The 25,131-nt window shown below is 39.1% G+C and carries 20 protein-coding genes; 2 read left to right on the top strand and 18 right to left on the bottom strand.

Translation table 11 applies throughout. The features are described from left to right. Positions 1 to 806 precede the first annotated feature (806 nt). The 3 genes from RT761_RS06670 to RT761_RS06660 all read right to left on the bottom strand — a co-directional run bounded on the left by RT761_RS06670 (position 807) and on the right by RT761_RS06660 (position 3,372). On the bottom strand, positions 807 to 1,232 hold the full coding sequence (locus RT761_RS06670; RefSeq protein ID WP_246465325.1) for a YbaN family protein: 426 nt from the start codon (positions 1,230 to 1,232) through the stop codon (positions 807 to 809). 73 nt (positions 1,233 to 1,305) lie between these two features. Further along, positions 1,306 to 2,766: a catalase gene (locus RT761_RS06665; RefSeq protein WP_218113293.1), complete on the bottom strand. Its 1,461-nt coding sequence runs from the start codon at positions 2,764 to 2,766 to the stop codon at positions 1,306 to 1,308. Between the two features lie 186 nt (positions 2,767 to 2,952). Then, positions 2,953 to 3,372, bottom strand: a complete 420-nt coding sequence (locus RT761_RS06660; protein WP_218113292.1) for a Fur family transcriptional regulator — start codon at positions 3,370 to 3,372, stop codon at positions 2,953 to 2,955. Positions 3,373 to 3,599: 227 nt separating this feature from the next. On the opposite strand from RT761_RS06660, the gene RT761_RS06655 reads away from it, so the two are divergent. Further along, a complete protein-coding gene (locus RT761_RS06655) occupies positions 3,600 to 4,145 on the top strand; it encodes a class I SAM-dependent methyltransferase (RefSeq protein ID WP_218113291.1) in 546 nt (181 codons plus the stop codon). 64 nt (positions 4,146 to 4,209) lie between these two features. Here the strand turns inward: RT761_RS06655 and RT761_RS06650 are convergent, their stop codons facing one another. The 13 genes from RT761_RS06650 to RT761_RS06590 all read right to left on the bottom strand — a co-directional run bounded on the left by RT761_RS06650 (position 4,210) and on the right by RT761_RS06590 (position 21,565). Continuing rightward, the gene (locus RT761_RS06650; protein WP_218113290.1) at positions 4,210 to 6,633 is read right to left on the bottom strand and encodes a histidine kinase N-terminal 7TM domain-containing protein; all 2,424 of its coding nucleotides are present in this window, start codon (positions 6,631 to 6,633) and stop codon (positions 4,210 to 4,212) included. A gap of 298 nt (positions 6,634 to 6,931) precedes the next feature. After that, positions 6,932 to 7,744: a hypothetical protein gene (locus tag RT761_RS06645; protein WP_218113289.1), complete on the bottom strand. Its 813-nt coding sequence runs from the start codon at positions 7,742 to 7,744 to the stop codon at positions 6,932 to 6,934. Positions 7,745 to 7,841: 97 nt separating this feature from the next. Next, positions 7,842 to 8,546: a cyclase family protein gene (locus RT761_RS06640; RefSeq protein ID WP_218113288.1), complete on the bottom strand. Its 705-nt coding sequence runs from the start codon at positions 8,544 to 8,546 to the stop codon at positions 7,842 to 7,844. Positions 8,547 to 8,866: 320 nt separating this feature from the next. Continuing rightward, a complete protein-coding gene (locus RT761_RS06635) occupies positions 8,867 to 9,205 on the bottom strand; it encodes an endonuclease domain-containing protein (protein ID WP_281388060.1) in 339 nt (112 codons plus the stop codon). Positions 9,206 to 9,482: 277 nt separating this feature from the next. Beyond that, a complete protein-coding gene (locus RT761_RS06630) occupies positions 9,483 to 10,247 on the bottom strand; it encodes an SDR family NAD(P)-dependent oxidoreductase (RefSeq protein ID WP_218113287.1) in 765 nt (254 codons plus the stop codon). Further along, on the bottom strand, positions 10,244 to 11,050 hold the full coding sequence (locus RT761_RS06625; protein ID WP_218113286.1) for an SDR family NAD(P)-dependent oxidoreductase: 807 nt from the start codon (positions 11,048 to 11,050) through the stop codon (positions 10,244 to 10,246). Before RT761_RS06625 ends, RT761_RS06630 begins: the two co-directional genes overlap by 4 nt. 599 nt (positions 11,051 to 11,649) lie before the next feature. After that, entirely contained in the window at positions 11,650 to 13,122 is a 1,473-nt protein-coding gene (locus RT761_RS06620) for an IS1182 family transposase (RefSeq protein WP_218113285.1), read from the bottom strand. A gap of 262 nt (positions 13,123 to 13,384) precedes the next feature. Then, positions 13,385 to 14,368: an ABC transporter permease gene (locus RT761_RS06615; protein WP_218113284.1), complete on the bottom strand. Its 984-nt coding sequence runs from the start codon at positions 14,366 to 14,368 to the stop codon at positions 13,385 to 13,387. Then, positions 14,365 to 15,333 carry an ABC transporter permease gene (locus tag RT761_RS06610; protein ID WP_218113283.1) on the bottom strand — a complete coding sequence of 323 codons (969 nt, stop codon included), beginning with the start codon at positions 15,331 to 15,333 and terminating at the stop codon, positions 14,365 to 14,367. Before RT761_RS06610 ends, RT761_RS06615 begins: the two co-directional genes overlap by 4 nt. After that, positions 15,330 to 16,817, bottom strand: coding sequence for a sugar ABC transporter ATP-binding protein (locus tag RT761_RS06605; RefSeq protein ID WP_218113282.1), 1,488 nt, complete (start codon positions 16,815 to 16,817; stop codon positions 15,330 to 15,332). Before RT761_RS06605 ends, RT761_RS06610 begins: the two co-directional genes overlap by 4 nt. A 124-nt stretch (positions 16,818 to 16,941) precedes the next feature. Next, positions 16,942 to 17,919, bottom strand: coding sequence for an autoinducer 2 ABC transporter substrate-binding protein (locus RT761_RS06600; RefSeq protein ID WP_218113281.1), 978 nt, complete (start codon positions 17,917 to 17,919; stop codon positions 16,942 to 16,944). Positions 17,920 to 18,522: 603 nt separating this feature from the next. Next, positions 18,523 to 19,821, bottom strand: coding sequence for a DegT/DnrJ/EryC1/StrS family aminotransferase (locus RT761_RS06595; RefSeq protein ID WP_218113280.1), 1,299 nt, complete (start codon positions 19,819 to 19,821; stop codon positions 18,523 to 18,525). A 466-nt stretch (positions 19,822 to 20,287) separates the two neighbouring features. Further along, positions 20,288 to 21,565: a DegT/DnrJ/EryC1/StrS family aminotransferase gene (locus RT761_RS06590; RefSeq protein ID WP_218113279.1), complete on the bottom strand. Its 1,278-nt coding sequence runs from the start codon at positions 21,563 to 21,565 to the stop codon at positions 20,288 to 20,290. 303 nt (positions 21,566 to 21,868) lie between these two features. On the opposite strand from RT761_RS06590, the gene RT761_RS06585 reads away from it, so the two are divergent. After that, on the top strand, positions 21,869 to 23,080 hold the full coding sequence (locus RT761_RS06585) for an ROK family transcriptional regulator (protein ID WP_218113278.1): 1,212 nt from the start codon (positions 21,869 to 21,871) through the stop codon (positions 23,078 to 23,080). Between the two features lie 99 nt (positions 23,081 to 23,179). Here the strand turns inward: RT761_RS06585 and RT761_RS06580 are convergent, their stop codons facing one another. Further along, complete coding sequence (locus RT761_RS06580; RefSeq protein ID WP_218113277.1) at positions 23,180 to 24,097, bottom strand: sugar phosphate isomerase family; 918 nt, start codon at positions 24,095 to 24,097, stop codon at positions 23,180 to 23,182. A gap of 172 nt (positions 24,098 to 24,269) precedes the next feature. Continuing rightward, entirely contained in the window at positions 24,270 to 25,070 is an 801-nt protein-coding gene (locus tag RT761_RS06575; protein ID WP_218113276.1) for an inositol monophosphatase family protein, read from the bottom strand. Positions 25,071 to 25,131: the final 61 nt, after the last annotated feature.

The raw sequence follows: 25,131 nt of genomic DNA, 5'->3' as shown, positions 1-25,131 counted from the left end.
TATTACCAATAATCCTAACAGTTTTATTATCAAACTACAATGAGGAAATTTTAAGCCTATTTATTCAATAATTAGAATAGACCTTTATGCCAATTTCGTTGTACAAGATAAGGATGAAAATGAGATAAAAAGTGGATTTGAGTTTTTTCCTGCTCCTTCAATGCGAGGAGCGTCCTAGGCGACGTGGCAATCTCATTTAGCCATTCTTTAAGTAATTAAAAGATGAGATCCTCACGGCTTCTAAATACGAAGCCTCAGGATGACCGATTAAAGAATTCATTTGATGGTATTTTCAGGATAGACTCTCATGCTGCTTTCGTAGCACTAGATGGTGATGAAAATACTTACCCAGGAATCGTTTCCCCCTTTAGCAAAGGGAGTGAGGGGGATTTGAGTTTTTTAGTAACTTATTGAATCCTTCTTAATTTCCCTTTATACAAAGAGAGAAAATAATAAAGATTGAGCATGAGAGATTGCCACGTCACTTCGTTCCTCGCAATGACGATTCAGAGTTCCTTCTCCCTGGATGGGAGAAAGTGAGGATGAGGGTGAAAGCTTGGATTTAGGTCTAGAGTTTGGTACTTCGAATTTAAATTTAAGGGTAACATTAAGTTTCCCCCTCACCTTAATCCTCTCCCACCAGGGGAGAGGAAAAAAAATAGGATAAAGGTAGAACCCGGGATTCGACATGCCATGGCATGTCACTACATTATATGAAGATAGCGTGCAACAAATTGCATCCCTATAGTTTTAATTCTTTTATAAAAGCTTGATTTATCAAACCGTTGTTCTATAAGATAAATAATTTATCCGGTATTCCTTCTGGCCGTTTCGAATTGGGGAATTGATTGAGTTTCTCTTTTTTGGACAAAGGTCCTTAAAGTACAGATATGAATGGTGACCCCAATGCCAACCGCTAATAATACTAATTTTATTGCGAACTGAGATATAAAAAGAGATGAAATAAATAGTGAAGCCCATAGAAAGATGATAGTTCCTATTTTAGTGTTTTTGGTAGCCGACTTATAAGTCAGATAATTATAAATAAAAACTCCAAATATACGATGATTAATCAACCAATTATACAGTCGTTTGGAACTGCGAAGAAAGCAGAAAGAAGTGAGTAGTAAGAATGGTGTAGTTGGAAGTATTGGCAGGAAAACACCAATAACCCCTAAACTGAGGAATATTACCCCCAATATGATGTATAAATATCGAACCACCGGTTTCATTGTCACATGATTCCTCCAAGTAAAAAATGGACCAGGAGGAAAGTTCCTCCTCCTGGTCTTTTCATAGTTACTTTTATTTCACTTCACTGAGGGGAATCCCCATTGCTTTAGCCACCCCTTTTCCATAGGCTGGATCAGCTTTTAAGCAATTCCCGATGTGTCTTATTTTTATTTCTTTTGGACAATCACCCATATGACGGGCAGTGTTCTCAAACAACACCTGTTGTTGTTGAGGTGTCATTAACCGGAAGAGAATCCCCGGTTGGGTATAATAATCATCGTCGTCCTCTCGGAAATTCCAGTGGTCAGCGGCACCATCTATAGTCAGAGGCGGTTCTTTGTACTCCGGCTGTTCCTGCCATTCTCCATAGCTGTTGGGTTCATAACTCAGAGTGCTTCCATAGTTGCCATCCGCCCGGATTGCCCCATCACGATGATAACTATGAAACGGACAGCGGGATGCATTGACCGGGATCTGATGGAGGTTAACGCCCAATCGATATCGCTGAGCATCTCCATAGGAGAAAAGCCGAGCTTGTAACATTTTATCTGGTGAAAAACCGATACCTGGGACAACATTTGCCGGATTAAAAGCGGCTTGTTCAACATCGGCAAAATAGTTCTCCGGATTTCGATTTAACTCTAAAATTCCAACTTCGATGAGAGGAAAGTCTTTCTTAAACCATACTTTGGTGAGGTCAAAGGGATTATAGGACATTTTTGCGGCATCCTTTTCCGGCATAACTTGGATGAACATGGTCCAGCGAGGGAAATCACCTCGATCAATGCTTTCTAAGAGGTCTCGCTGGTGGCTTTCTCGATCTTTGCCAATAAGAGCTTCGGCTTCCTGGTCGGTTAAGTTTTTAATACCCTGATGAGTATGGAAATGAAATTTCACCCAGAAACGTTCATTCTTCGCATTAATCATACTAAAAGTATGGCTCCCAAAGCCATGCATATGTCGGTAGGATAAAGGTATACCCCGATCACTCATTGTGATAGTAACCTGATGAAGTGCTTCTGGAAGGAGTGTCCAAAAATCCCAATTATTTTTTGGACTTCTTAAGTTGGTTCGTGGATCTCGCTTCACAACATGGTTTAAATCAGGAAACTTCAAAGGATCTCGTAAAAAGAAAACCGGAGTATTGTTCCCCACCAGGTCCCAGTTTCCTTCTTCAGTATAAAACTTAATAGCAAATCCCCGGATATCTCGTTCGGCATCAGCTGCTCCCCTTTCTCCGGCAACCGTGGAAAAACGAGCAAAAACATCGGTTTTTTTCCCAATCGCAGAGAATATTTTCGCTTTAGTATATCGAGTAATATCATGGGTTACCGTGAAGTTCCCAAAAGCACCAGATCCTTTAGCGTGCATACGTCTTTCCGGGATAACTTCCCGGTCAAAATTGGCCATTTTTTCCAAAAACCAGACATCCTGCATAAGCATTGGCCCTCGAGGTCCAGCGGTTATGACATTTTGATTGTCAACCACAGGAGCTCCGGCAGCAGTGGTTAATTTCTTTTTCTTTTCTTTCATTTTTTACCCCCCAATCTTTTAATTTACTAATATTTGCCTATTATCGACCTAAATTTTTAGAAATGGGATTTTTTGAGTTTCACTTATAACTAAAACACCTTTGGCCTTTTAAAAATTTTTTTCACCCACCCTCAACCCAACCTTCTCCCATCAAGGGAGAAGGAGCAAGAAAGCGTGTTGAAAAATTTACTTCTCCTTAAAACATTTGGGGCAAATGCCCTTAAAGGTAACATTCTTTTCTTGAATTTTGTAATCATTTAAATTTTCGGCGATGAAATCATCGATATTTACCTTAAAATCAATAATCACACCGCATTTATTACACTTAAAGTGCCCATGATTGGTGAGGATGATGTCATACCTGGTTTCGTTGTTCTCTATGGATACTTCTTTTATCAATTTCTTTTCAATAAAGAGTTTTAAGGTGTTATATATGGTGGATTTAGAAAGAGTTGGAATTTTTTTAAGAAGGTCAAAGTATATATCTTCAACAGTTGGGTGGTATCGTTCTTTCATTAGGTATTCTAAGATTTTAAGTCTCTGATAAGAAGGTCGAATATTTCTTTTTTTTAATTCATTGACAATTTCTTGTAGTGGTTTATCCATAGTATACCCTTCATTAAAAGGAATAAATCAAACGAATTTTTAAAATTCTTATTATCTTTATTGATTTACTAACTTGAATATTTATCATCTTTGGAATGAGTATAAATTAAGAATAGTTTAATATTTATACCTTGTCAATATTTTTTAATTTATTTGAAGATATCAGCTATTTCGGTTAAAATCGTTGAGTAATCTAATGTGATTTCTTCAAAATTGGGGGACTAAAGATGCACGAACGCCGATTTCAAGGTGATATCAATCGTCTTCGCTATCCTGAACGACTGGAGCGCCTTGAACTGAATCGGGTGGTTAACATTGCCACCGAAGGAACTTTATTTCACAGCATTTTAGATGTTGGAACTGGAAGTGGGGTTTTTGCCGAAGCTTTTTATCAGTATGGTTATGAAATTGTTGGAGTCGATGCTAATCCAGAATTTATCCCTCTTGCCAAAAAAATCGCACCCCAGGTTCAATTTATAGAAGGACTGGCAGAAGCGCTTCCTTTCCCAGATGAATCCTTCGATCTAGTTTTTATGGGTTTAGTCTTCCATGAAACTGATAACCGACTTAAAGCTTTACAAGAAGCTTATCGAGTGACTCGGTTTCGGTTAGCTATCCTGGAGTGGCCATACCGTATCCAAGAGTCTGGTCCACCGATTGCTCATCGAGTTGACAGAGATGAAATAAATCGTTTGGCTGATCAAACTGGATTTTCTCGAATCGAAGTCTTTGAATTAGCACATTTTCTTCTCTATCGACTTGAGAAAAAATAAAATATACCCCTCCCTTAACCTCTCGTTTTTGCTTTAACAGGCGCGGTTTAAAGTCATTTTGAGATTACTCAGCTACCTTCTTTAGCCTAGTTTGATGAACTAATTTGAGAAAAACCTCAACCAAGCGAGGGTCAAACTGTTTTCCCGCTTGATTTTGGATTTCTCTGCAAGCCTGTATTTCGGTCATCGGAGCTTTATACGAACTACCCCTTAGCATCACATCGTAGGCTTCAACAATGGCAAGAATTCGAGCTAATAAGGGTATTTTTTCACCTTCGAGGTTTTGGGGATAACCTCGACCGTTCCAATGCTCATGATGGGCAAGAATCGCTTCAGCTATTGGAGCTAATTCGGGAGATGAATTGGCAATCCGATATCCGATTTCAGAATGTTTCTTAATGCTCTCCCATTCTTCGGGAGTTAGCTCGATAGTTTTATTAATTATATCTTGAGGAATGGTTATTTTCCCTAAATCATGAAAGCGAATCAATAAATCTAACTGCTTTTTTTCATGCTCGGATAAACCAAGTTCTTGAGCAAAAGCATTGGATAAACTGGTTAGATTCTCCATTTGTTTTCCATTTTCACTGGATATCTTTTCCAGAACATCTTCTAAATAGTCAAGAATTCTATGGCGGTTGAATGGACCCTCATCCAGCTTTTTTCGGTACATTCTTTCTTCAGTGATTTTTAAAAGCTCTTCTATAGTTCCTCTTTTTTCTTTGATTGCGTATCCAACTGAAATACTCAGGGGAACCGGTTCGTTATTATCTTTTAAACATGCCTCCTGGATCCTTATTTCCAGTTCTTTTAAATTTTCTATATTGACATTCGTGAGAAGAACAATAAATTCATCTCCTCCCCATCGAGCAATTAAGTCTTCTTTCCTGCAAGCTAGTCTCAATATGTCAGCAACTCGTTTTAACAGCAAGTCCCCTGCTTGATGTCCAAAGGCATCATTAACCAATTTTAAGCCATTCACATCGGCAAGAAGTATTCCAATCTGAATTTCTCTACTTCCGAAAAGCCTTTTGAGCTCTTCCTCAAAATAGGCTCGATTATAGAGGCCAGTTAAGGCATCATGAAAACTGAAGTATCTCATTCTTTTTTCAAAATTCTTCCGAATTGTTATATCATAACCTAATTCTACTACCCCTAAAATATTTTTTTGTTTATCAAAAACTGGGTAAGAACGTAACTCCCATGCTCGACCATCCGGAGTTTCTTTTTCAATAGTTTGCTTTTCACCTGTAGCAAAAGTTTTTAAAACTGGACAACCTTCGCAAGGTTCTGATCTTTGATTCCAGATTTCATAGCAATGAAGTCCTGTAATTTCATCTAATTTCCGATTGACTGAAATAGCTGCCGCAGGATTTGCCCAACTGATGGTGAGGTCTGGACTGTTGTAAAAAGCAACCATATCGTTCATCGCTTGAAGGATGAGAGATTTTTCTTGTTCAGTCTTTAACCACGCCTCCTTGATCATCAGCTGTTCAGTTATTTCATTGAAAACGATAACTTTTCCGATACAACTTTTGTTTTTATTTATAACTGGAGAACTATAAACACTCAGATAAATATGTTTTTTATTATTCCCCAGGTCAACAATTATTGGATCATTGGATATTTTTTCCAATTTTGACCAAATAGGAATAGAATTTTCAGCTGATTTTCCAATAACTGAATTGGTGAGATTTAAAAAATTTTTTGCTTTTGGATTAATATCAACGATTCGATTAAAAATATCAAGAAATAAAAATCCGACTTCAAGATTATCAATCAAAGTTGATCGAGCAATTGGAACCAGATCGATATATTGATAGCGGAAGGAAAACCAGATAAAAATTAAGACCACAGCACCAAATATTAAGGGAGTCAAATCGCACCCAGAAAAAGCCTCTGGATAAAATATATACAAAAGGTGCCCAAAGAAAGGAAAAATTGATAGTGTCAGAATTTGTCGAGCTTTTAAAGAAAGTTCTTTCGAAGATTTTATTAGAAAACGTAGATAAAGGAATACCCCAACCCCAATTAATGTATAACTATAAATTACTTCCACCCAAAACCATGGTCCGTGAACGAATAATGTTCCTGACCCAAACCATCCTTCTGTTTCTTTTATACTAGCCCAAAGCCAATGATGCCAACTATTGGTTGCAGCCATAACCACTGAAATTAACGGTAATATACAGAGAAGAATAATTCTTTTTCGAGTGAGTAATTTTTCCAGACCAGTAAAATTAAAGAAAAAAAAGAATAGTAAGACTGGAGAAAATTGAGAACCAGGATATCCAATAACTGCCCAATAGATTTTGTGCTTTAGAGGAGGACTGACATATAAAAAACTATCAGTAATCGACCAAAGAGCTAAAGCAAAGGCTAGTAAGGCTAAGTTACTGCTGAGTAGTGATTTACGGTCCCATATTATCAAACCAAAAGTAAAAACTATGATGCCTGTTGTCTGAAGAATGATAGGAAAATAATTCAATAAATTACCCTATTTTTATATTATTTTTTTAATAAAAGTAAAATTTTGTTTTTTTATCCAATCCTTTTTCTTCATTTACTCCCATTAATATACCAGTTTTTAAAGTTATTGGCACATTTGAAAGTGAATATGATAGATACTTCTATTAAAATTCTAAAAACTCAAGCCTTTCTTCGACTCATCACTACAATTATTCACTATCTTTGAAAGTAGCTGATACTGATCACTTTGTAAATGAACGGTTTTTGTATGCGCCATTAAAAGCCAGGATTGGTTAAATTAATAACTAAGAATTTATTTACTTCTTATCATCCTCGGTGGTAATGAAAAAAGTAACACCTTGACTCGATGGTGTTGGTTGAGCAAGGTTTTGATTTTCCTTCTGACAATGTTCAAACCAACTTCTAAATTGATCGATTTTTTCTTTTCCGGCAAAGTTGTCATTAAAATGGTAGAGCTCATAAAAATTATCGTGGTTCATCTGACCATTTCTCCAAGTACAAGAACTAATAAAAAGATGTTCAAAATTTATCAATATCCCTTGAATATTAGGCAAAAAACGATAAAGTAACAAATCGATTGACCATTCATGTTTGCGAATTTCTTCTTGGTATACATCCAAGAAGACTTTTAAGCTCTCATAGTTAGACTTAGCCAAAGATGCCCAAGAAGGATTTATTTTATCTATTTCTGCCCAATTTGGATCTAACATTGCCAATTCAATCTTCAGAGGGTTTTTTGAGCTATCTAGTAAAATTGGTTTGAGTACATCGCTAATCAAAACCGAGGCATGTTCCAACGAACTATCTAACCAGCAAATTGTAAAAGGGGAACCTTTTTTTAAAGTATTCATTAAATAATCTTTAATATCTGGCCAGGCATTATAAAAATTATCATACTGTCGAGGGCGCTCTAAAACGGTTGGTGGATTTAAAATTTCAAAGAAGATTTGAAGAATAAACCAACCCAAAAGAATAATGGCTGCAATTTGTATGAGTTGGGCGATTGGACCGGGAATAATTGACAGTATAACGCTAATTAAGAATAGGATGTAAACCAGTATTTTGCGAAATTCAGAATAATTTCTAAATAGATTTATATCCAGTCTCAAAGATAACCCCTCCTACCAGAGTTAAGTGAAGAACGAATAAATATTTCATTAGTTTTGTTATCGGTATTTAAGACTTAATCTTTAACAAACACCAGTCTCATTCTAAGAAAATTGCTCTTACTGGCGCCCCTGATGTCCCTTTTACCTTCATAGGAAGAGCAAGAAGAATACCTTCTTTTTGAGAGATGCTTCGAACATTGACAATGGGAGCCAACAAAAGAGCACCTGATTCAAAGAGAGAACTCAGAAGACTGCCCTTGGTTTCCTCATCATCTTCAGACCAAGAAGCTTCAATACAAGTTAAATCAACCCCCAATAAAGCAATTTTTTTATCGATAATCCATTGAAGAGCTTTTCTTTCCAAATTTGGTGAGTCAAGGACAAAACCTGGCTTATTCCACTGGTGATCCCAACCGGTGCCTATCAACAGGGCATCACCTGGGTTTATCTCTGGAGCAAATTGAGCCAATAAATCGACGGAGATCAGGGCTTTTGGTTTCTGGTTGGGGAGTTGAATAACCTTGGCAGGAAGAATGCATTGATTCAGAGAATGCCGGTCAAGATTGTTTCCCTTGGTAAGTACATGAGACCCGGCTTCCAAATAGGTCCCCGATATAGTGCTGACCAATATTTTTGAAGCAAAAAATCCCTGGTTTTCAACTGTGGCAACGGTACTGATTTCTACCGGTGGAACAACCTTTTCCATGCCGGGCAAAGAATAATAACCCCAAAGGTTATTTTCTAATTCTCCGGTTATATCGATGATTTTTCGGTTCTTAAAAAATGATATTGGATTTTCCATAACCATTTCTCCTTTCTATTTTGAAAATAAGGTGAGGAGTGAGTTGCAAGTAGTAAACAATAAAATTTCACCCTTATCTTAACTTTCCCACATTTTCTTTTTATCCCTCCCCTGGCAGAAGAATCAACTCTCAATATTTCCTCTCCCTTGGTGGGAGAGATCTTTTCTTTTTTCTCTTCTCCCCTGGCGGGAGAGGATTAAGGTGAGGGGGATGCTTGGTTAAACTTCAAGGTTAATTTAAAACACCTAACTTGGAATCAAAATCCTGGTTCTCACCCTCATCCCAACCTTCTCCCATCAAGGGAGAAGGAGCAAAAAGATCAGGATGAAACATGAGATTTATTTTTGCAACTCATTCGAATAACTTCGAGAACTCCGTTGATATTTTGGAAAACCTCGTTATCCCAGAACCGAAGTACTTTATAGCCCTGATTCTGGAAAAATTGGTCTCGTTTTTGATCTTTTTCAATTTGTTCTTGATGCTGTCCACCGTCTAGTTCAATAATGATTTTTTGCTCAAAACATACAAAATCGACAATATAGGGTCCCATTGGGACTTGTCTTCGAAATTTCAAACCAAAGAGTTGTCTGTCTTTAATTCTTTTCCAAAGAAATAATTCGGTTTCGGTAATATTTCTTCTAAGTTTTCTTGCTAAGATTTTTTTCTTTAAATCCAGAATCCATTCACCATCCTTAACAAGATATTCACCCTCAACCTCACCTTCTGACTTTACCTTGTTTTCCTCGCCCCTGGTGGGAGAGGATTAAGGTGAGGGGGATGCTTGGAATTTTAATCAAGCTTATTTATAAAAACACTAAACCTCGACTCGGAACATGGTTCTCACCCTCATCCCAACCTTCTCCCATCAAGGGAGAAGGAGCAAAAAGATCAAGGTGGGAAGCAATAAAAAAACCAATACAATCATCTTTTAAAAATTATTTGGCTGTATATCCGCCGTCAACCGGCAGTACGGCCCCGGTTATAAAGGAAGCATCCTCCGATGCTAAGAAAAGAATCGCCTGGGCGATTTCTTCTGGTTGAGCAAATCTTCCCAAAGGATGCATCTGAGAAATTTGTTGTTTCGCCTTCTCCGGTTCGGGTTCTTGTTGGAAAATCCGCTCGATTAATGGAGTCAACGTTGTCCCAGGAGCGATACAATTTACCCGAATGTTATCCTGAGCATAATCAATCGCCATTTGTTTGGTGAGCTGAATAACCCCTCCCTTGGAGACACAATAAGCAGCCGAGACTGGCCAACCTAATAGGCCAGAAATAGAAGCGGTATTGACAATAGCTCCGCCACCGGATTTTTTCATAATAGGAATAACGGCTTTGGCCATTAGATACATACCTCGCAGGTTAACTGCCATCACCCGGTCCCATTCTTCTACAGGCATTTCATGAACCGAATAAGGAGATTCCACTCCGGCATTATTGATTAAAATATCGATGCCTCCGAAAGCATTTAAAGATTCCTCGACGGCTTTTTCAACCTCATCAGGGTAAATCAGGTTTCCGGAAATAAAGATTCCCCTTCCTCCTTCATTCAAGATTCTCTGGAGGCATCTCTCGCCATTTTCAATATCTCGATCGAAAATGGTTACGATAGCCCCTTGTTGAGCAAATAATAATGCTGCCGCTTCCCCAATACCAGTTGCTCCTCCTGAAATAAAGACCTTTTTATCGGCAAATTTCATCATTGTATTTCCCTCACTCCATTAGCCGTATATCCTCCATCGACAGGGAGTGCGACTCCAGTTACAAAAGAAGATACATCGGAAGCAAAAAAGACTGTTGGAGCTGCAATTTCTTCTGGACGTCCAATCCGGTTCATTGCCGCCATACCCGCAAAAACTCTCCGAGAAGCTTCTGGATCCGATTGTTTCCCCAGATAAAATCGAAACATCTCAGTATCGACAAAACCAGGGCAAATACAATTTACCCGGATGTTGTACTTTGCATAATCAAGTGCCATTTGTTTGGTCAAAAGCACCATCCCGCCTTTTGAAGCGCAGTAAGAAGCTAATACCGGATTCCCTAATAAACCCCGGATAGAAGATATGGTAATAACTGAACCCTTACCTGCCTGCATCATAGCAGGAAGAAGAAGTTGGGAGAGAAAAACAAAAGCTTTGAGGTTAACTGAGAGTACGTTATCCCAATCTTCTTCGGTAATAGTATGAACCATATCAGATGAATGCTGTGTTCCAACCCCACTGTTATAAACTAAGATATCAATACTACCCAATTCTGAAGTAGCCTTTTTAACCACGGCTTCAATTTCCTGTTTCTTAGTTAGGTCTCCTTGAACCAGTATAGCCTTTCCTTCATTTTGTGTGATTTCCTGAACGACTTGCAAACCATTTTCCCAGCTCCGGTTCACATGAACGGCAACTTCTGCCCCCTCTTGAACAAAACGTAAAGCAATGGCTTTCCCAATACCAACTCCAGCACCGGTAATTAATGCTTTTTTTCCAACTAACTGACCCTTGACATTCACCATTTTAATCTTAACCTTTCACATGAATTCTGTCCTGAAAATATAACATCGTTTTACGTTAAAGTCTTCCGGATTAGTGCTTTCCCGAGTGAGAATCTCATCTTTTAATTATTCAAAAAAAGTTACTAAATGAGATTGCCACGTCGCATAGGACGCTCCTCGCAATGACGGAGCAAGAATAAATTCAAATCCCCCTAACCCCCTTTGCTAAAGGGGGAAACGATTCCTGGATACCTATTTTCATCATCATCTGGCGCTGCGAAAGCAGCATGAAAGTCTATCCTGAAAATATAGAAATGAGTAAAAAGGAATTAAAATAAGATAAAGGCACACCCCCCTGAACCCCCCCCCCTCAATGGGGGAATGAATTCAATAATTATAAGGGATGAGATTCTCATGTCGCATAATACGCTCCGCAGAATTACGGAGTGAGTGGATGAGATTGCCACGTCGCAAAGGACGCTCCTCGCAATCAGGCTGTGTCACATCTGTCACTATTTAGCCGTAATCTTTCGTAGATTCAAAAAATTTCAGATAAAAGTTAAGCTAAGAATAGATCTCGGCTGGTATTAGACTCGATCTTAGCTAATTCTGGTTGGTTTTTATCCGATACCCCCTAAAGAGGTGGGATATTTCCCTCCTATCTCTTTCAAGAGACTCACTAAGGTGGTTACCCCGAGGAGGGTGATCATCCGAACCAGGTTAAAACAGGTCCCAAAGAGTGACGCTTCGGCTTTGACTCCTGGCAGGCCTCTTAAGAGGAAGGCATTCACACCTAAGTTACGTTTGATATGTCCAAAGGGAAGCTCGACTTTGGCTTTTCTTTTTCGGTAGATGGCTTGGGACTCAGGCTCTTTATACTGGGCCTCGAACTTTTCTCTGAGTTCTTCATTGACCAGTCGGATGACTTTCCTCCCGTGTTGAGAGGAAGTACAAACCCCATAATGGGGACAAGCTAAACAGATTTTCTTGGCTGAGATCAGATAGTGTTTATGACCGTTTTTTTTATTCTTATTGAGAGAAGAAAAGGTGAGTGTGTGTCCTTCGGGGCAGATATAGCAATCATGGATCTTATCATAGCTAAACTGGTCTTTGGCAAAAGGAGACGGTATTTTTTCTGAGGCCTGTCTTTGGGAGGGAACGACGACTTTGATCCCTTGCTGGTCAATTTTCGCTAATTCCGTGGTCGAGGCATAACCGGAATCAGCACAGGCGACCTGGCACTTATGCTCTAAGAGTGCATTGGCTTGGTTGATCTGTCGGCTGAACTGATTGAGATCGTTATTCTCACTGACGACATCAGCGGAGAGAATCAGACCGTGCTTTTCATCAACGACACTTTGGACGCTGTAGCCGGCGTGAGTTCCAGCAAGACTATTGATCCGGGTACAGTCCGGATCAGTGGTGTTCAGGGATGTTTGCTTTTTGGTTTCCAGTTCTTTTAAGATACCCTGGACTTTGGTCTTTAAGACGTCTTGGTCTTGTAATTCCTGATCCATTTTGACCAAAGAGCCACACCCCTTTTCAGCCTCATCGACCGTCTCACACTGGTTGAGGATATCAGCAATCCGCTGATCGATCGCTTTGAGGACTTTGTGGGCTTTTTTCTTATCCCAGCTCTTTTTGATGGAGGCATTGGCTTTGAATTTGCTGCCATCGACAAAGAGGGTGTTGCCTTCGATCAGATTGAGCTGGATACACATCTTCGCACACTGTTTTAAGATGTCAGCTAACTGAGAGCGGTTTTTTCTTCTGAATTCAGCAATGGTCTTATGGTCGGGTGTGAGCCCTGAGGTCAGCCAGATAAAGGAGAGGTTATGATGGTTCGCTCGTTCCAATTTTCGGGAACTCCGGATCCCATAGGCATAGCCATAGACCACAAGTTTCAACATCACCTTGGGGTGGTATTGGGGGTTCCCGGCTTGGTGGGGATCCAGGTTCAATCCCAACTTTTCAAGATCGAGTGCTTCGACAAAGGCATCATAGGCTCTGACCGGATCATCGAGAGGAATGTAGTCTTCGATACTCGACGGGAAGAGTTGGAGTTGGTTTCTATTCGCATATCGATATGCCATGATCGGGGTATCCTTTCTTGACTCTCATACTTTTATCTTACCCTTTTATTGTACCATATTATGGGCTAAATGCCTTGTAGAATAAGGATTTTATTGAGTTTTTAGTTATTATTTTTGTTCAAAAAAACCGATAATTGTGACACAGTCTGAATGACGGAACAGGAAAAAATTTAATCCCCTTTACCCCCTTTGCTAAAGGGGGAAACGATTCCTGGATACCTATTTTCATCATCATCTGGCGCTGCGAAAGTGTCATGGGAGTCTATTTAATACCAACAGACTGATGTGATTTCTTTTTTAATCTCTTTCCAATCAATGCCTTTGATATTCCCTCCCTGCCAACAACATAAATGAGCAGCAAACCTAAAACGACTAACTGCCAAAAAGGATTTAAATTTAATAAGCTAAATCCATTTGTTAAAAGAAAAAGTGCAAGGACACCTAAAAGAGAACCGGCAATTGTACCCTTACCGCCGGTAATAGCTGTTCCACCGATGACTACCGCAGTCACCACTTCGAGAGGTGAGTTTAATCCGGCATCGGGGATAACTGCTCGTATTCGAATCGAAAAGAGAAGACCGGCACATGCACAAATAAAACCACTTAAAATATAAACGGTATATTTTATTCGATTGACCGATATCCCAGAAAGATATGCTGAGCGTTCATTTCCACCTACAGCATAGATTTGCCTCCCCACATAGGTTCTTTGCAGGAAAAGTGTAGCGAATACCGCAAAAATAACTAAAACAATAAATAGGAAAGGGAAACCCAAAATTGTCATATCACCATAAGCTAGATAGGATTCGGGGAAATGGCTGAGAGTTTTCCCTCGAAGCACACCATAAACAATACTCCGAAGGATAGACATGGTCGCCAGAGTCACGATAAAGGGTTGTAACCGTAATTTAACGATAAAAAGTGCGTTCATCAATCCGGCAGCCATCCCTCCTAATAAAGCAAGCAAAATACAGAGGAAAAACGGAAGTCCGAGTATGTACATTTGGCCAGCAATTAAACCGGATATAGCCATTATTGTCCCAATGGATAGATCAAAACCACCACTAATAAAAACAATAGTTTCAGCAATAGCGAGCATGCCCAACTCGCTCATACGCTTGAGAACCGAAAGTAAATTTTCATAGGTTAAAAATGTTGGTGACAACAAAGAAAGAACAACAATGATGCCAACATTAACTAGAATGAGAATGAGGATCGATCGAAATTGTTCACTTCCCGGTTTCATGGGGTCCTCCTATCGTTACGGAGTTGCCGGAAAGAGTCCATAGAAATGGCTAAGATAATGAGTATTCCGGTAACTAAACCCTGCCAATATGGATCAACTGAAAGCATGGTCAAACCAGCTAAAATTAAACCCATTAAAACTGATCCAAGGAAAGACCCTAAAATACTCCCTACCCCACCGGTAATACTGGTACCACCAATAACAACTGCGGCTATGGCATTCATCTCGTAACCAATGCCAGCTTGAGGTTGGATGAAACCGCTTCTCCCAACAAAAATTAAACCAGCAAAAGCTGAAAGAATACCACTAATTGCATAAACAGCGACCTTATATTTTTGCACCGGTACCCCCGAATAGACCGCCGACTGTTCGCTGCCGCCAATGGCATAAATATTTCGTCCAAAACGAGTAAAAAGAGTGATATAAATGAAAAGAATAACCGTTCCAAGCAAAAACAAAAATGGTGTTAATCCTCGGCCAATATATAAAAACTGGGAAGGTATGGGAGTAATATATCTCCCCTGAGTAACGATCATGGTTATTCCACGGTAAATATTCATGGTCCCCAAGGTGATAATAATCGCCGGTACTGCAACCCGAGTGATCAAGAATCCATTCGCTAACCCCAGAATCAATCCCAATCCAAGAACCAGAGGATAGACAACCCAAATTGATCTCCCATCGGGTATTCCCATTCCTCCAATGCTTATAGCAAAGGATAAAATTGAACCAACCGATAGATCAATGCCAGCGGTTAAAATTGCTAAAGTCATACCCATGGATAAGATTCCTACTACCGCTATCTGACGAGAAATATTGACGAAATTCCGTGCCGAGAAAAATCCTGGAATAACAATAGAAAATACAACTAACATACCAACTATATAAAGAAAAATGGGTAGCTCACGAAAATTACGAAGTGGACTCCGTTTTTCCTGTATTTTCTGCTCCAATGGCATATTCATATCGATGAACCCCCTGTAAGAGCTGACATCACGTTCTCAGGATTTGCTTTTTCCCGAGTATATTCCTTGACAATTGACCCTTCCCGCATACAATAAATTCGATCCGAAATGCCTATAATTTCTGGAAGTTCTGAGGAAATAAATACTATTCCCTTCCCATCAGCAGTCAAGTCGTTCATAATTTTGTAAATCTCGTATTTAGCCCCAACATCAATACCACGGGTAGGCTCATCAAAGATGAATACCTGGGCATTGGTGAGTAGCAATTTGGAAATAACTACTTTTTGTTGATTTCCCCCCGATAGGGTTTCAACCACCTGATCTCGGCTAAATACTTTAATTTTTAGTTTTTCGATCAATGAATCAACAATATTTTGCTCTTCTTTCCTCTTGACAAAAAGATTTTGAGATATTTTCTTTATTATTGGAAGGGAGATATTTTCTCTCACTGATAAAAGGAGGATGAGGCCTTCTTGCTTTCGGTCTTCGGAAAGATAAACCAGACCTTGAGTAATCGCTTCGCGAGGATGACAAAATAACTTCATTTTCTGGTTGCAAATTTTTATTTCCCCTTGGTCAGGACAAGTTGCTCCAAATAATGCTTTGGCGAGCTCAGTTCTTCCCGAACCAATTAAACCTGCAAAACCAACTATTTCTCCAGCATGAACTTCAAAATTGATATCTTTAAATTCGCCTTCTCTGGTTAGATCCTTTACCGATAGGAGCAAATCACCTTTTTTGGTAGTCCGGGGTGGAAACAACATGTTCAGTGACCGACCAACCATCATTCGAATAACATCAGGAGGGTTTGTTTCAAATTTGGCACTGGTATGAATGTGTTTTCCATCTCGCAGAACGGTAATAGCGTCGCATATTTCGAAGATTTCTTCTAATTTATGGGAAACATAAAGAATGGTGATTCCTTTGCTTTTCAGAGTATGAATGACCGAAAATAGATTTTGAACTTCTTTTTCGGTAAGAGATGAAGTGGGTTCATCCATAATTAAAATCTGGGTGTTCAAAACCAAGGCTTTGCTAATTTCAACAATCTGTTGATTGGCAACTGAGAGGTCTCCAACCTTATCGCGGGGAGAAAAAGAAACATTCAATTCATTTAAAACTTGCTGGCTCTTTCTTTCCATCTCCGCTCGATCTAAAGCCCCAGCAAAACCAACTGGTTCTCTTCCTAAAAAAATATTCTCAGCTACAGTAAGTTCCCGAACAACAGTCAGTTCTTGAAAAATAGTAGCAATTCCCTTTTTTTGTGACTCATGAACAGAGTTTATCTGAAGTTGTTGATCATCAATAAATATATCTCCTTCATAATCGGTGTAAATTCCAGAAATTATTTTAATCAAGGTACTTTTCCCGGCACCATTTTCTCCAACTAAACCATGTACTGTGCCAGAATCAATCTGGAAAGATATATCATTGAGCGCGACGACTCCTGGAAATGATTTGGAAACATGATCAATGCGAATCATCGGGTTCCACCTTCATTCCTTGTTGCTATATCATATTGGATTTATCTTTATTGCAGCATAAAAAAACAGAAACGGAAGGTCATAAAAACACTTTTTATAACCTTCCAGTATATAGCAACTGCTTTTAGAATCCGAAGGTATCAACGTTTTCTGGAGTTAATAGTGTATCGGGAACATAGGAAAACTTTTCTTCAATATCGGTGACTGGTACTTCAGCCCAGCCATATTCGTTCCCTGGAACGGGAAGAACTTTATCTTTGGTGAGATAATCGTAAGCAATTCGTACTCCTAAGTAAGTCATCTGAGCTGAATCCAATGCCAATCCGCCTTTTACAATTCCATTCTTGACATAATCAGCGTTTTGTTTCGGCATTGAAACTCCCCAAACCGCTACTTTTCCTTCCAAACCAGCATTAATAATTGCTTGAGCTGCTGCTGGGATTCCAGTGGTGGTCGTGCTGGCAAAACCAGCTAAATCAGGATGAGCGAGTAATACTGATTCACACTGGCTTAAGGCTTTCTCATAGTCATTATCGTTGGCATACAAGCCCACAATTGAAATATCCGGATATTGAGCCAATACCGCTTCAATAGCTTTTTGTCTTTTTTCAAGATAGGGTTGCCCAAGGCCAGCGGTGATTAAAGCAACTTTTCCTTTGCCACCAATCTCTTTTGCTAAGCCCTCACCAATGTTTGTACCACTTTGAGCTGGCTCCCATCCTGAAGCGGTCCAGATAATTTCAGTGCCTGGTGCACCAATATCAAAACCAAATACCGGTATTCCCTTGGCTATTGCATCAGCAATCGGCTTTTTCATAGTTTCGGCATCAACTGCTGCCAAAATAATAGCATCAACACCCTTATTGACTTGGTCATTAAAATAATCCAGTTGTTTGGCGGCATCTTCTTTTTCCGGTGCAGTATAAATAATGTTGATACCGAGTTCCTCTCCAGCCATCTTGGCACCTTCTTCACAACGTACCCACCAGGGGTGACCAAGAGATAACGGGATAACAGCAATAGTAAGCTCTTGAGCGTTGGCTATCATAGTTATAGAAAGCAGAAAAATCACCATCATTACTAAAAATATACCTTTTTTCACGGTTTTTTCCCTCCATTTTTTAAAATCTTTTTCCCTATTACCATATTCCTTTAACCCACTACAACTTCTCAGGCATAAAAAGGACAATCTCAATGGTTATATAAATCTTATTCAATTGTGACGCTTATTTTTTAAAATTGGAATCTTCACCTCCTCATTCTCAAAAACTATTGTAACCTATCCTGAAAATGCCGATATTGATGAAAAAAGAATAAACAAAAAAAGACAAGGCACACCCCCCTGGATTCCCCCCCCCTCAATGGGGGAATGAATTCAACAATTCCCCTCCTTGGAGGGGTGCCGTTTTACGGCGGGGAGGGTGCCTTTCGGATTTTCCTTGATATATTGAGAAAATCACCTAGAAAAAAGAATAAAAAGATGAGATTCTCACGTCGTCCGGTAGAAAACACCAGACTCCTCAGAATGGCAAATTAGATGGCAGAGATTGCCACGTCGTTCAACCAAAAATCGGTTGACCTCCTCGCAATGACGGAACAGGAAATAATTCAAATCCCCCTCACCCCCTTTTCTAAAGGGGGGAATTTGATCAGCATATAAATTTTTCATTGTTACCTAGTACTGCAAATCAACAGGAGGGTTTATTTACTGGAGCTCTTTTACCGATTGTAAGACATTTTCGGCCATGTATTCAAGTTGTTCTTGAGTTAAACCATACAAGGGGAGATGTGTAAAGCAATGATTAAACGCATTTTCGGCATTAGGACAAGCTTTCTCCCACTCTTCTTGATTATACCCTAATCTCTTCAAAACATTAAACTTATAGAGAGGTGCAAAGTGAGGGATGTTGGTAATTCCTCGTTCGTCCAATTTTTGTTTCAAATTTTGAATATCCCCTTTTAACTTCTTCGGATCAACTTGGAGAAGGTAAAGGTGATAAGTTGATCGAATCTCTTCGGTATCCAATAATTGAGGTATAATAGCTTCATTTTCTTCAAATCGTTTGGTTAAATATTGGGCATTTCTTCTTCTCACCGCGATAATATCATCAATTCGACCCATTTGTTGAATCAAACCCAGCGCTTGGACTTCGGTTGATGAACAGTTGCCGGCAGCAAATGGTCCATATTTGCCCTCAACGGCAACCACATCATACAACCAATTTTTGATTTTTCTGCTGAGATCTAATCCCAAAAAGCGGCATTTCTTTAAGTCTTCACCGAAGGGAAGAGTTGAAACAAGAACACCACCTTCACCAAAAGAGGTTACATTCTTCACTTCGTGAAAACTATAGGCTCCAAAATGCCCGATGGTTCCAGCCTTCTTCCCTTTATAGATAGACCCAAAAGCATGTGCAGCATCCTCTAAAACAACAATATCGTGTTCTTTGGATAATTCCATAATCGGATCCATGTTGGCTGGCCAACCGCCGATATGAACAGGGACAATGACCTTCGTCTTTTTAGTAATCTTTTTCGCCACATCGGCTGGGTCCATGTTTATAGTTCGAGGGTCGACATCAGCAAAGACAACTTTGGCTCCTACCGAGAGGGGATAAGATATGGTCGCCATAAAAGTAATAGCTGGAGCTATCACTTCGTCTCCAGGACCCAAGTTGGCATATTTGTAAGCGATTTCAAATCCCGCTGTCGCATTGGTTATAAAGGTGGCATTATTGGTTCCTAAATAATGATTGATTTTTTCTTCTAAAAGTGAAACATTATCACCTAAGGACAGTTTACCCGGCGCTTTTCCATGTTTGGACAATTTCTGAATTGCTGTTTCCACTTCTTTCAAGGCATTATCATATTCATCGTCATTTTTCATGATCAAAAATTTAATCAAAGCCATAATATCAGATGCATTATAATTTTCTCCAACTGCTGCCCAGGGCACTTGAGATGGCCCAGTATTGTAGCGAAAATCTGAAGGTTTTTTAGGCATTCGTTTCCTCCTTCTCAACTTTTGGGGAAAGCTCGGTTTTTATTCACTCCCCCTTAGTTCTTTTTTATGGATTAATATTGATTTTATTATACTATCTTTTATAAATTTTATTTGTCAAACTAAATTTTTCATCGATTTAATGAGTTTATAATTCAATTACGACATATTTACAGATATTTTTGGTAATATTTTGGCTAATTATTTTCATTTTTGTTCTTTTATAAAAATTATTAAGTATTTTTTAACCATTTTTAATTTTTTAGTTGGAAATGTTATAAGTTTGAGGGTATTTGGATGTTTTATACAGTTGCTCTTTAAAAGAGGTCGCTGGAAGGATAGCAACCAACACGGTTTTAAAATGGGAAGGGATAAATCAAACCCCTGAATAAATTTAAAAATTGATGTGGGCGCAATAAATTGCGCCCACATCAATAATTTTTATCTGATACTATCGGGTATACAACGCCTATTTTTTATAATGTTTATAAACTTTCTCAAAAGCAGCTACCATGGCATCAACGTGTCGATCTTCATAAACCGGATGAGTTGGAAAGCAAAAGGTTCTTTCTTCAATCCAGGCGGCATTTTCACAAGTAACACTTCGATAATCAACCGACCGGACTTCGGTATATTCTTTGGAATCAAAGGGGAACTTCACCGTGCCAAATCCATTGTGTTCAATAAAAGCTTTTTCTCTGTACATTTGAGGCCAGAGCACTGGAGCCACCGGAATTCCTTCGGCTTCTATGGCTTCCCAAAATTCTTTAATCGTACAGGTTATGCGATCTAAATTAATTACTATTGGAAAAAGCCAATAAGAAATTAATTTCTTCTCTTTCCCATGAGGAGGAAGGTATTGAACCGCTTCATGGCCCTGTAAAGCCTTCAATAATTTATCACCAATTTGAATCCGGCGTTTTTTATTCCACTCGTCAAAACGCTCTAACTCACAGAGACCTATTATCGATTGGATTTCTGTTAGCCGGTAGTTAAAACCAACTCGTTGATGAATATAGAATAATTTCTTTTCTAATTCCAATAACCGCAGCCTTTCTCGAACATCATAACCATGGTCTCGGAAAGAACGAGCTGCCCAGGCAAGGTTCTCATCGTTGGTTACTATCGCTCCTCCCTCGCCTCCAGTAGTGAAATGTTTAGACTGGCAAAAGCTGAAACAACCAGCATGACCAATGCTCCCCACTTTTTTTCCTCGGTATTCACTTCCATGAGCTTGGGCACAATCTTCTATGACGAAAAGATTATGTTTCTGAGCAATGGCCATGATTTCGTCCATATCACAGGGAATTCCGTAAAGATGAACAGGAATGATAGCTTTGGTTCTTGTGGTAATATTTTTCTCAATTGATGCCGGATCGATGGTATGGGTCTCTTTTCGAACATCAGCAAATACTGGTATAGCTCCGGCTTGAACAACACAAAAGGATGATGCAATAAATGAATATGAAGTAACAATAACTTCGTCCCCCGGTCCAATCCCGCAGGCAGCTAAAGCGGTATGAAGAGCCGAAGTGCCGTTTGAGGTCGATATTCCATATTTACAGTTACAATATTGAGCCCATTTTTCTTCGAACTCAACTCCTTTGCTTCCCGTCCAATAATTCACCAATCCAGTTTCAAGAGGAACCAAGGCTTCTCGTTTGGTTTTTTCTGAGAAGTTAGGCCACATGGGAAATTTTTCTTTAAAAATTGGTTCTCCTCCCAACTTTGCCAATCGCTCAGACATAAAATCTCCTCCTTCAGAAAGGAATTGTTTTTTTCTTATAAGTAAGTATATCCTTTTTTATTTGTCTTCGTCAATTATCGTTTTTCTGGTCTTTTCTTATATTTTTACTACAAACCGAATTTTTATATTTCAGTAAAATTTCATATTTCCATTAGAAATGAACAATATTTAAATAATATATATACCTATTCATCATAGCTATTTATTTAATTTTTATTTTGATAAAATGGAAACGCTAAATCGTTCGTTTCTCATTTATTTATTTCTTATAAGTAAATAAAATAAAAATTAGGGACAAAAAAAATGAAAAGACGTAAATCCTTTGCCAAAAGCCACCATAAAGCGGCAATTAAAAGGTTAATTTACGAAAACGGCTCCCTATCCCGTACTGAGATTCAAAAAAAGATGTGTATTCGGCCGGCATCGATAACTCAGCTCACCAGAGAATTAATGGAAGAAAATATTTTAATTGAAAAAGGATTAGGAAAGAATGAAAAAGGGAAAAAACAGCGCCTTTTAACTTTAAATCCCAATGGAGGAAAAGTTATCGGGATTGAGTTTGATCCCCAATTTATTCATGGTTTACTAATAGACTTTGAAAATAAAATTATCGGCCAGAAGAATTATACTCTCCCAGAAGGAACTGCAGGCAACCAAATCGTTGCGTTATTAAAAAAAACTATACACCAACTCAATCATACCGGTTCAACTCATTTACCACCATTATTGGGAATCGGCATTGCCGACCCCGGTTTAGTTGATCGAGAACGAGGTGTTTCATTGTTCTGTTCACAAATTGCCGATTGGAGGAATGTTCCTCTGCGTCAGATTATGGAAAAGGAATTTCAACTCCCAATCTATGTTGAGGGCAACACCAATTGTAAGCTATTATCCGAAAGCCTTTTTGGCGCTGGCAGGAACTTTCAAAATCAGATTTATATTGACCTTTCCTATGGGATTGGTGCCAGTTTAATGACTCATGGTTCCTTTTACTATGGTGCTCAGGGGTTAGCAGGGGAATTAGGGCATGTTCAGTATGATAAAAGTGGCCCGATCTGCAGTTGTGGGAGCTACGGCTGTTTGGAAACGTATGTTTCTTCTTCGGCAGTAATGCGATCAATTAAAAATGCTGTTCAACACGGTGTCATTTCTCCCTTCTTGGACCAAATCCGTGAAAATTCTAAATTTTTATCAATTCAATCCTTCATTCAGGCAGCTAATAAAAATGATAAATTCTGTATCAGTTTGGTTGAAGAAATGGGCCGAACGTTAGGAGAAGTAATTGCGAACGTAGTGAATTTTCTCAATCCCGAAGCTATACTCATCGGTGGAGAACTTGCCGATCTCGGCGACCTGATTCTTAACCCAGTAAAGGGAACAGTACGCCGTCAATCCTTAGAATTAACCACCCGTAATCTTGCCTTTAAAGTTGCTGAAATTAAAGATCGGCCAGCAGCCCGTGGGGCGGCATCATTGGTTCTTAACCAGCTATTTAAAGGAAATGAGTTTTTTTGACCTCTCATTTGGTTAAATAATGCAAATACTAAAAGATATTAAAAAAGGAGCATAATAAAATTACACTCCTTTTTTAACTACAATCTGGCAACTTATTTTTCAAGCCATATGGATTTCAACATTATCAGCGACACCACCCAGTATAGTATAAGTCCCTGGAACGGTTTGCAAAAGAGAGGCTGGGACTAAAGTATTAACCGGACCATGAGCTGCTAAACGGGCAATGAATCGCTGCCAGCTGACCCCCCCTCCAATATATCCATCTAACCAGAAACTCCGATCTTTTGCACCAACAATTTGGGCAGGACCAATTGTGTTAGCTTTGGGAGGAACCCAAGACCAGTCTCCGCTAAAAGAATGAAGGGCATTCTGCATAATCGTCATGGGATGGAGTTCAACACAACGAGGTCCCTGTTTTTTATAAGCTTCTAAGTCATTTCCAAATTCAAATCCTAAGTGTGCTTCCCAAAAAGCGATATGACCACACCAACCTACGCCACCATAACAGCAATCGGCGCTACCTAGGTCTTCAATCATTTTTCCATAATTAGGAAGGGCATCTTTGGTGGGAAAATGGATATTTTTATTATCTGGTCGTAATTCCGGTTTGATCTTGTTAAAAAAATTTTCCCACATGGCTTTTTGAAAAGAACCTGGCCAATCAATTGGGGCAGTATTGCCGTTTTCATCGGCATATTCGTCCATATTAAAAGTATGAACATTTTTCATCGAAAGGTTGAGCTCATTGATTAAACGAGCGGCAATTTCGAACTGGGGAACAGGACCGACCGGAAGAATTAAAACTAACTTTTCATTACTTTCGGCTGATTTCTTGATTCGGCTTACTAAATCCAATGCAAATTCAATATAAAATTGGTTGGGATCCTCAATAACTTTAATTTTAAAATCTGGGTTGTGATGCTTGACAATATCTTCCTTTTTAATTTTCCTAACCCGTTCACATTCTTTAGCATCTTTAAAAGGAATAAAATCAGACAAGCCATACTGAAATTCCATTTTAATACCTCCTAAAAATTATTAATTGTTTGATATCCTTTAATTTAATGCTTTCTTTATTCACTCTATTTCGTGATGATTTCTCTCGCCAACGAGGTTGGCTCTTAAGAACGACAAAGTTTAATCTCATCTCGATTCGTTGTTCATCATTCACTGCTGAAAATTCTTTTCCTTAGCTATAGACCGGTTCAGGGATCTGGAATCGGTTTAGCTCATCAAAGAGTTGCTGCCCTATAAGAGGGTTAAGGGCAACAATTGACCGACTCGATGTTCCCCAGGGCTTCTCATTGATTTGTTGCACCTTGCCACCGACCTCCTCCAACATGCAGACACCTGCCGCTACATCATAAAAAGAAACCCCCAATTGAAAGTAGGCTTCGAATCGTCCACAAGCGACATAGGCTATTCCTAGGGCAGCCGAACCAATGGCGCGCAAAGCTTGAGAACGGCATAACAAATGGTGGTATACAGGAATAATAATATCACAACGGTTTTGTTCATGAGGAAAACCGGTCGAGAGAAGACTTCGGCGTAAATCTTTAACTTCCGATAAGTGAATGGGATTTTCGTTCAGATAGGCTCCGCTTCCCCGCTCCGAATAAAAGGTTTCTCCAAAAGAAGGTGAATCGATGACACCGATAACTGGAACTCCTTGGTAATAGTATGCTAGTGAAATACTATAGAGTGGTAAGCCATGAATATAGTTGGTTGTTCCATCTATGGGATCAAGGACCCAGGTCGAGGAAAAGTCACTTAAAGGATAACCACTTTCCTCACCCCAGGTGATATCTTCTGGAAAATCTTTCTCAAGGGTTTTTAATATCAAATCTTGAGTTCCGCGGTCGATATCGGTAACAACATCCATGGGACCGGTTTTGTCCTCAATAAGGCCTATGGACTGCTGTCGTTCTTGGGCAATTTTCCCAGCAACTTTGACGATTTCTAATGCTTTACTAAGGCGATCCTTAAACATATTTATTTCTCCGTTTCTATACTGAAAATACCAATATTGGTGAAAAAAGAATAAACAAAAA

Source organism: Atribacter laminatus (assembly GCF_015775515.1).
GTDB lineage: Bacteria > Atribacterota > Atribacteria > Atribacterales > Atribacteraceae > Atribacter > Atribacter laminatus.
Note: the sequence above shows the minus strand (reverse complement) of the source record. Positions and strands in the feature narration are given on the sequence as shown.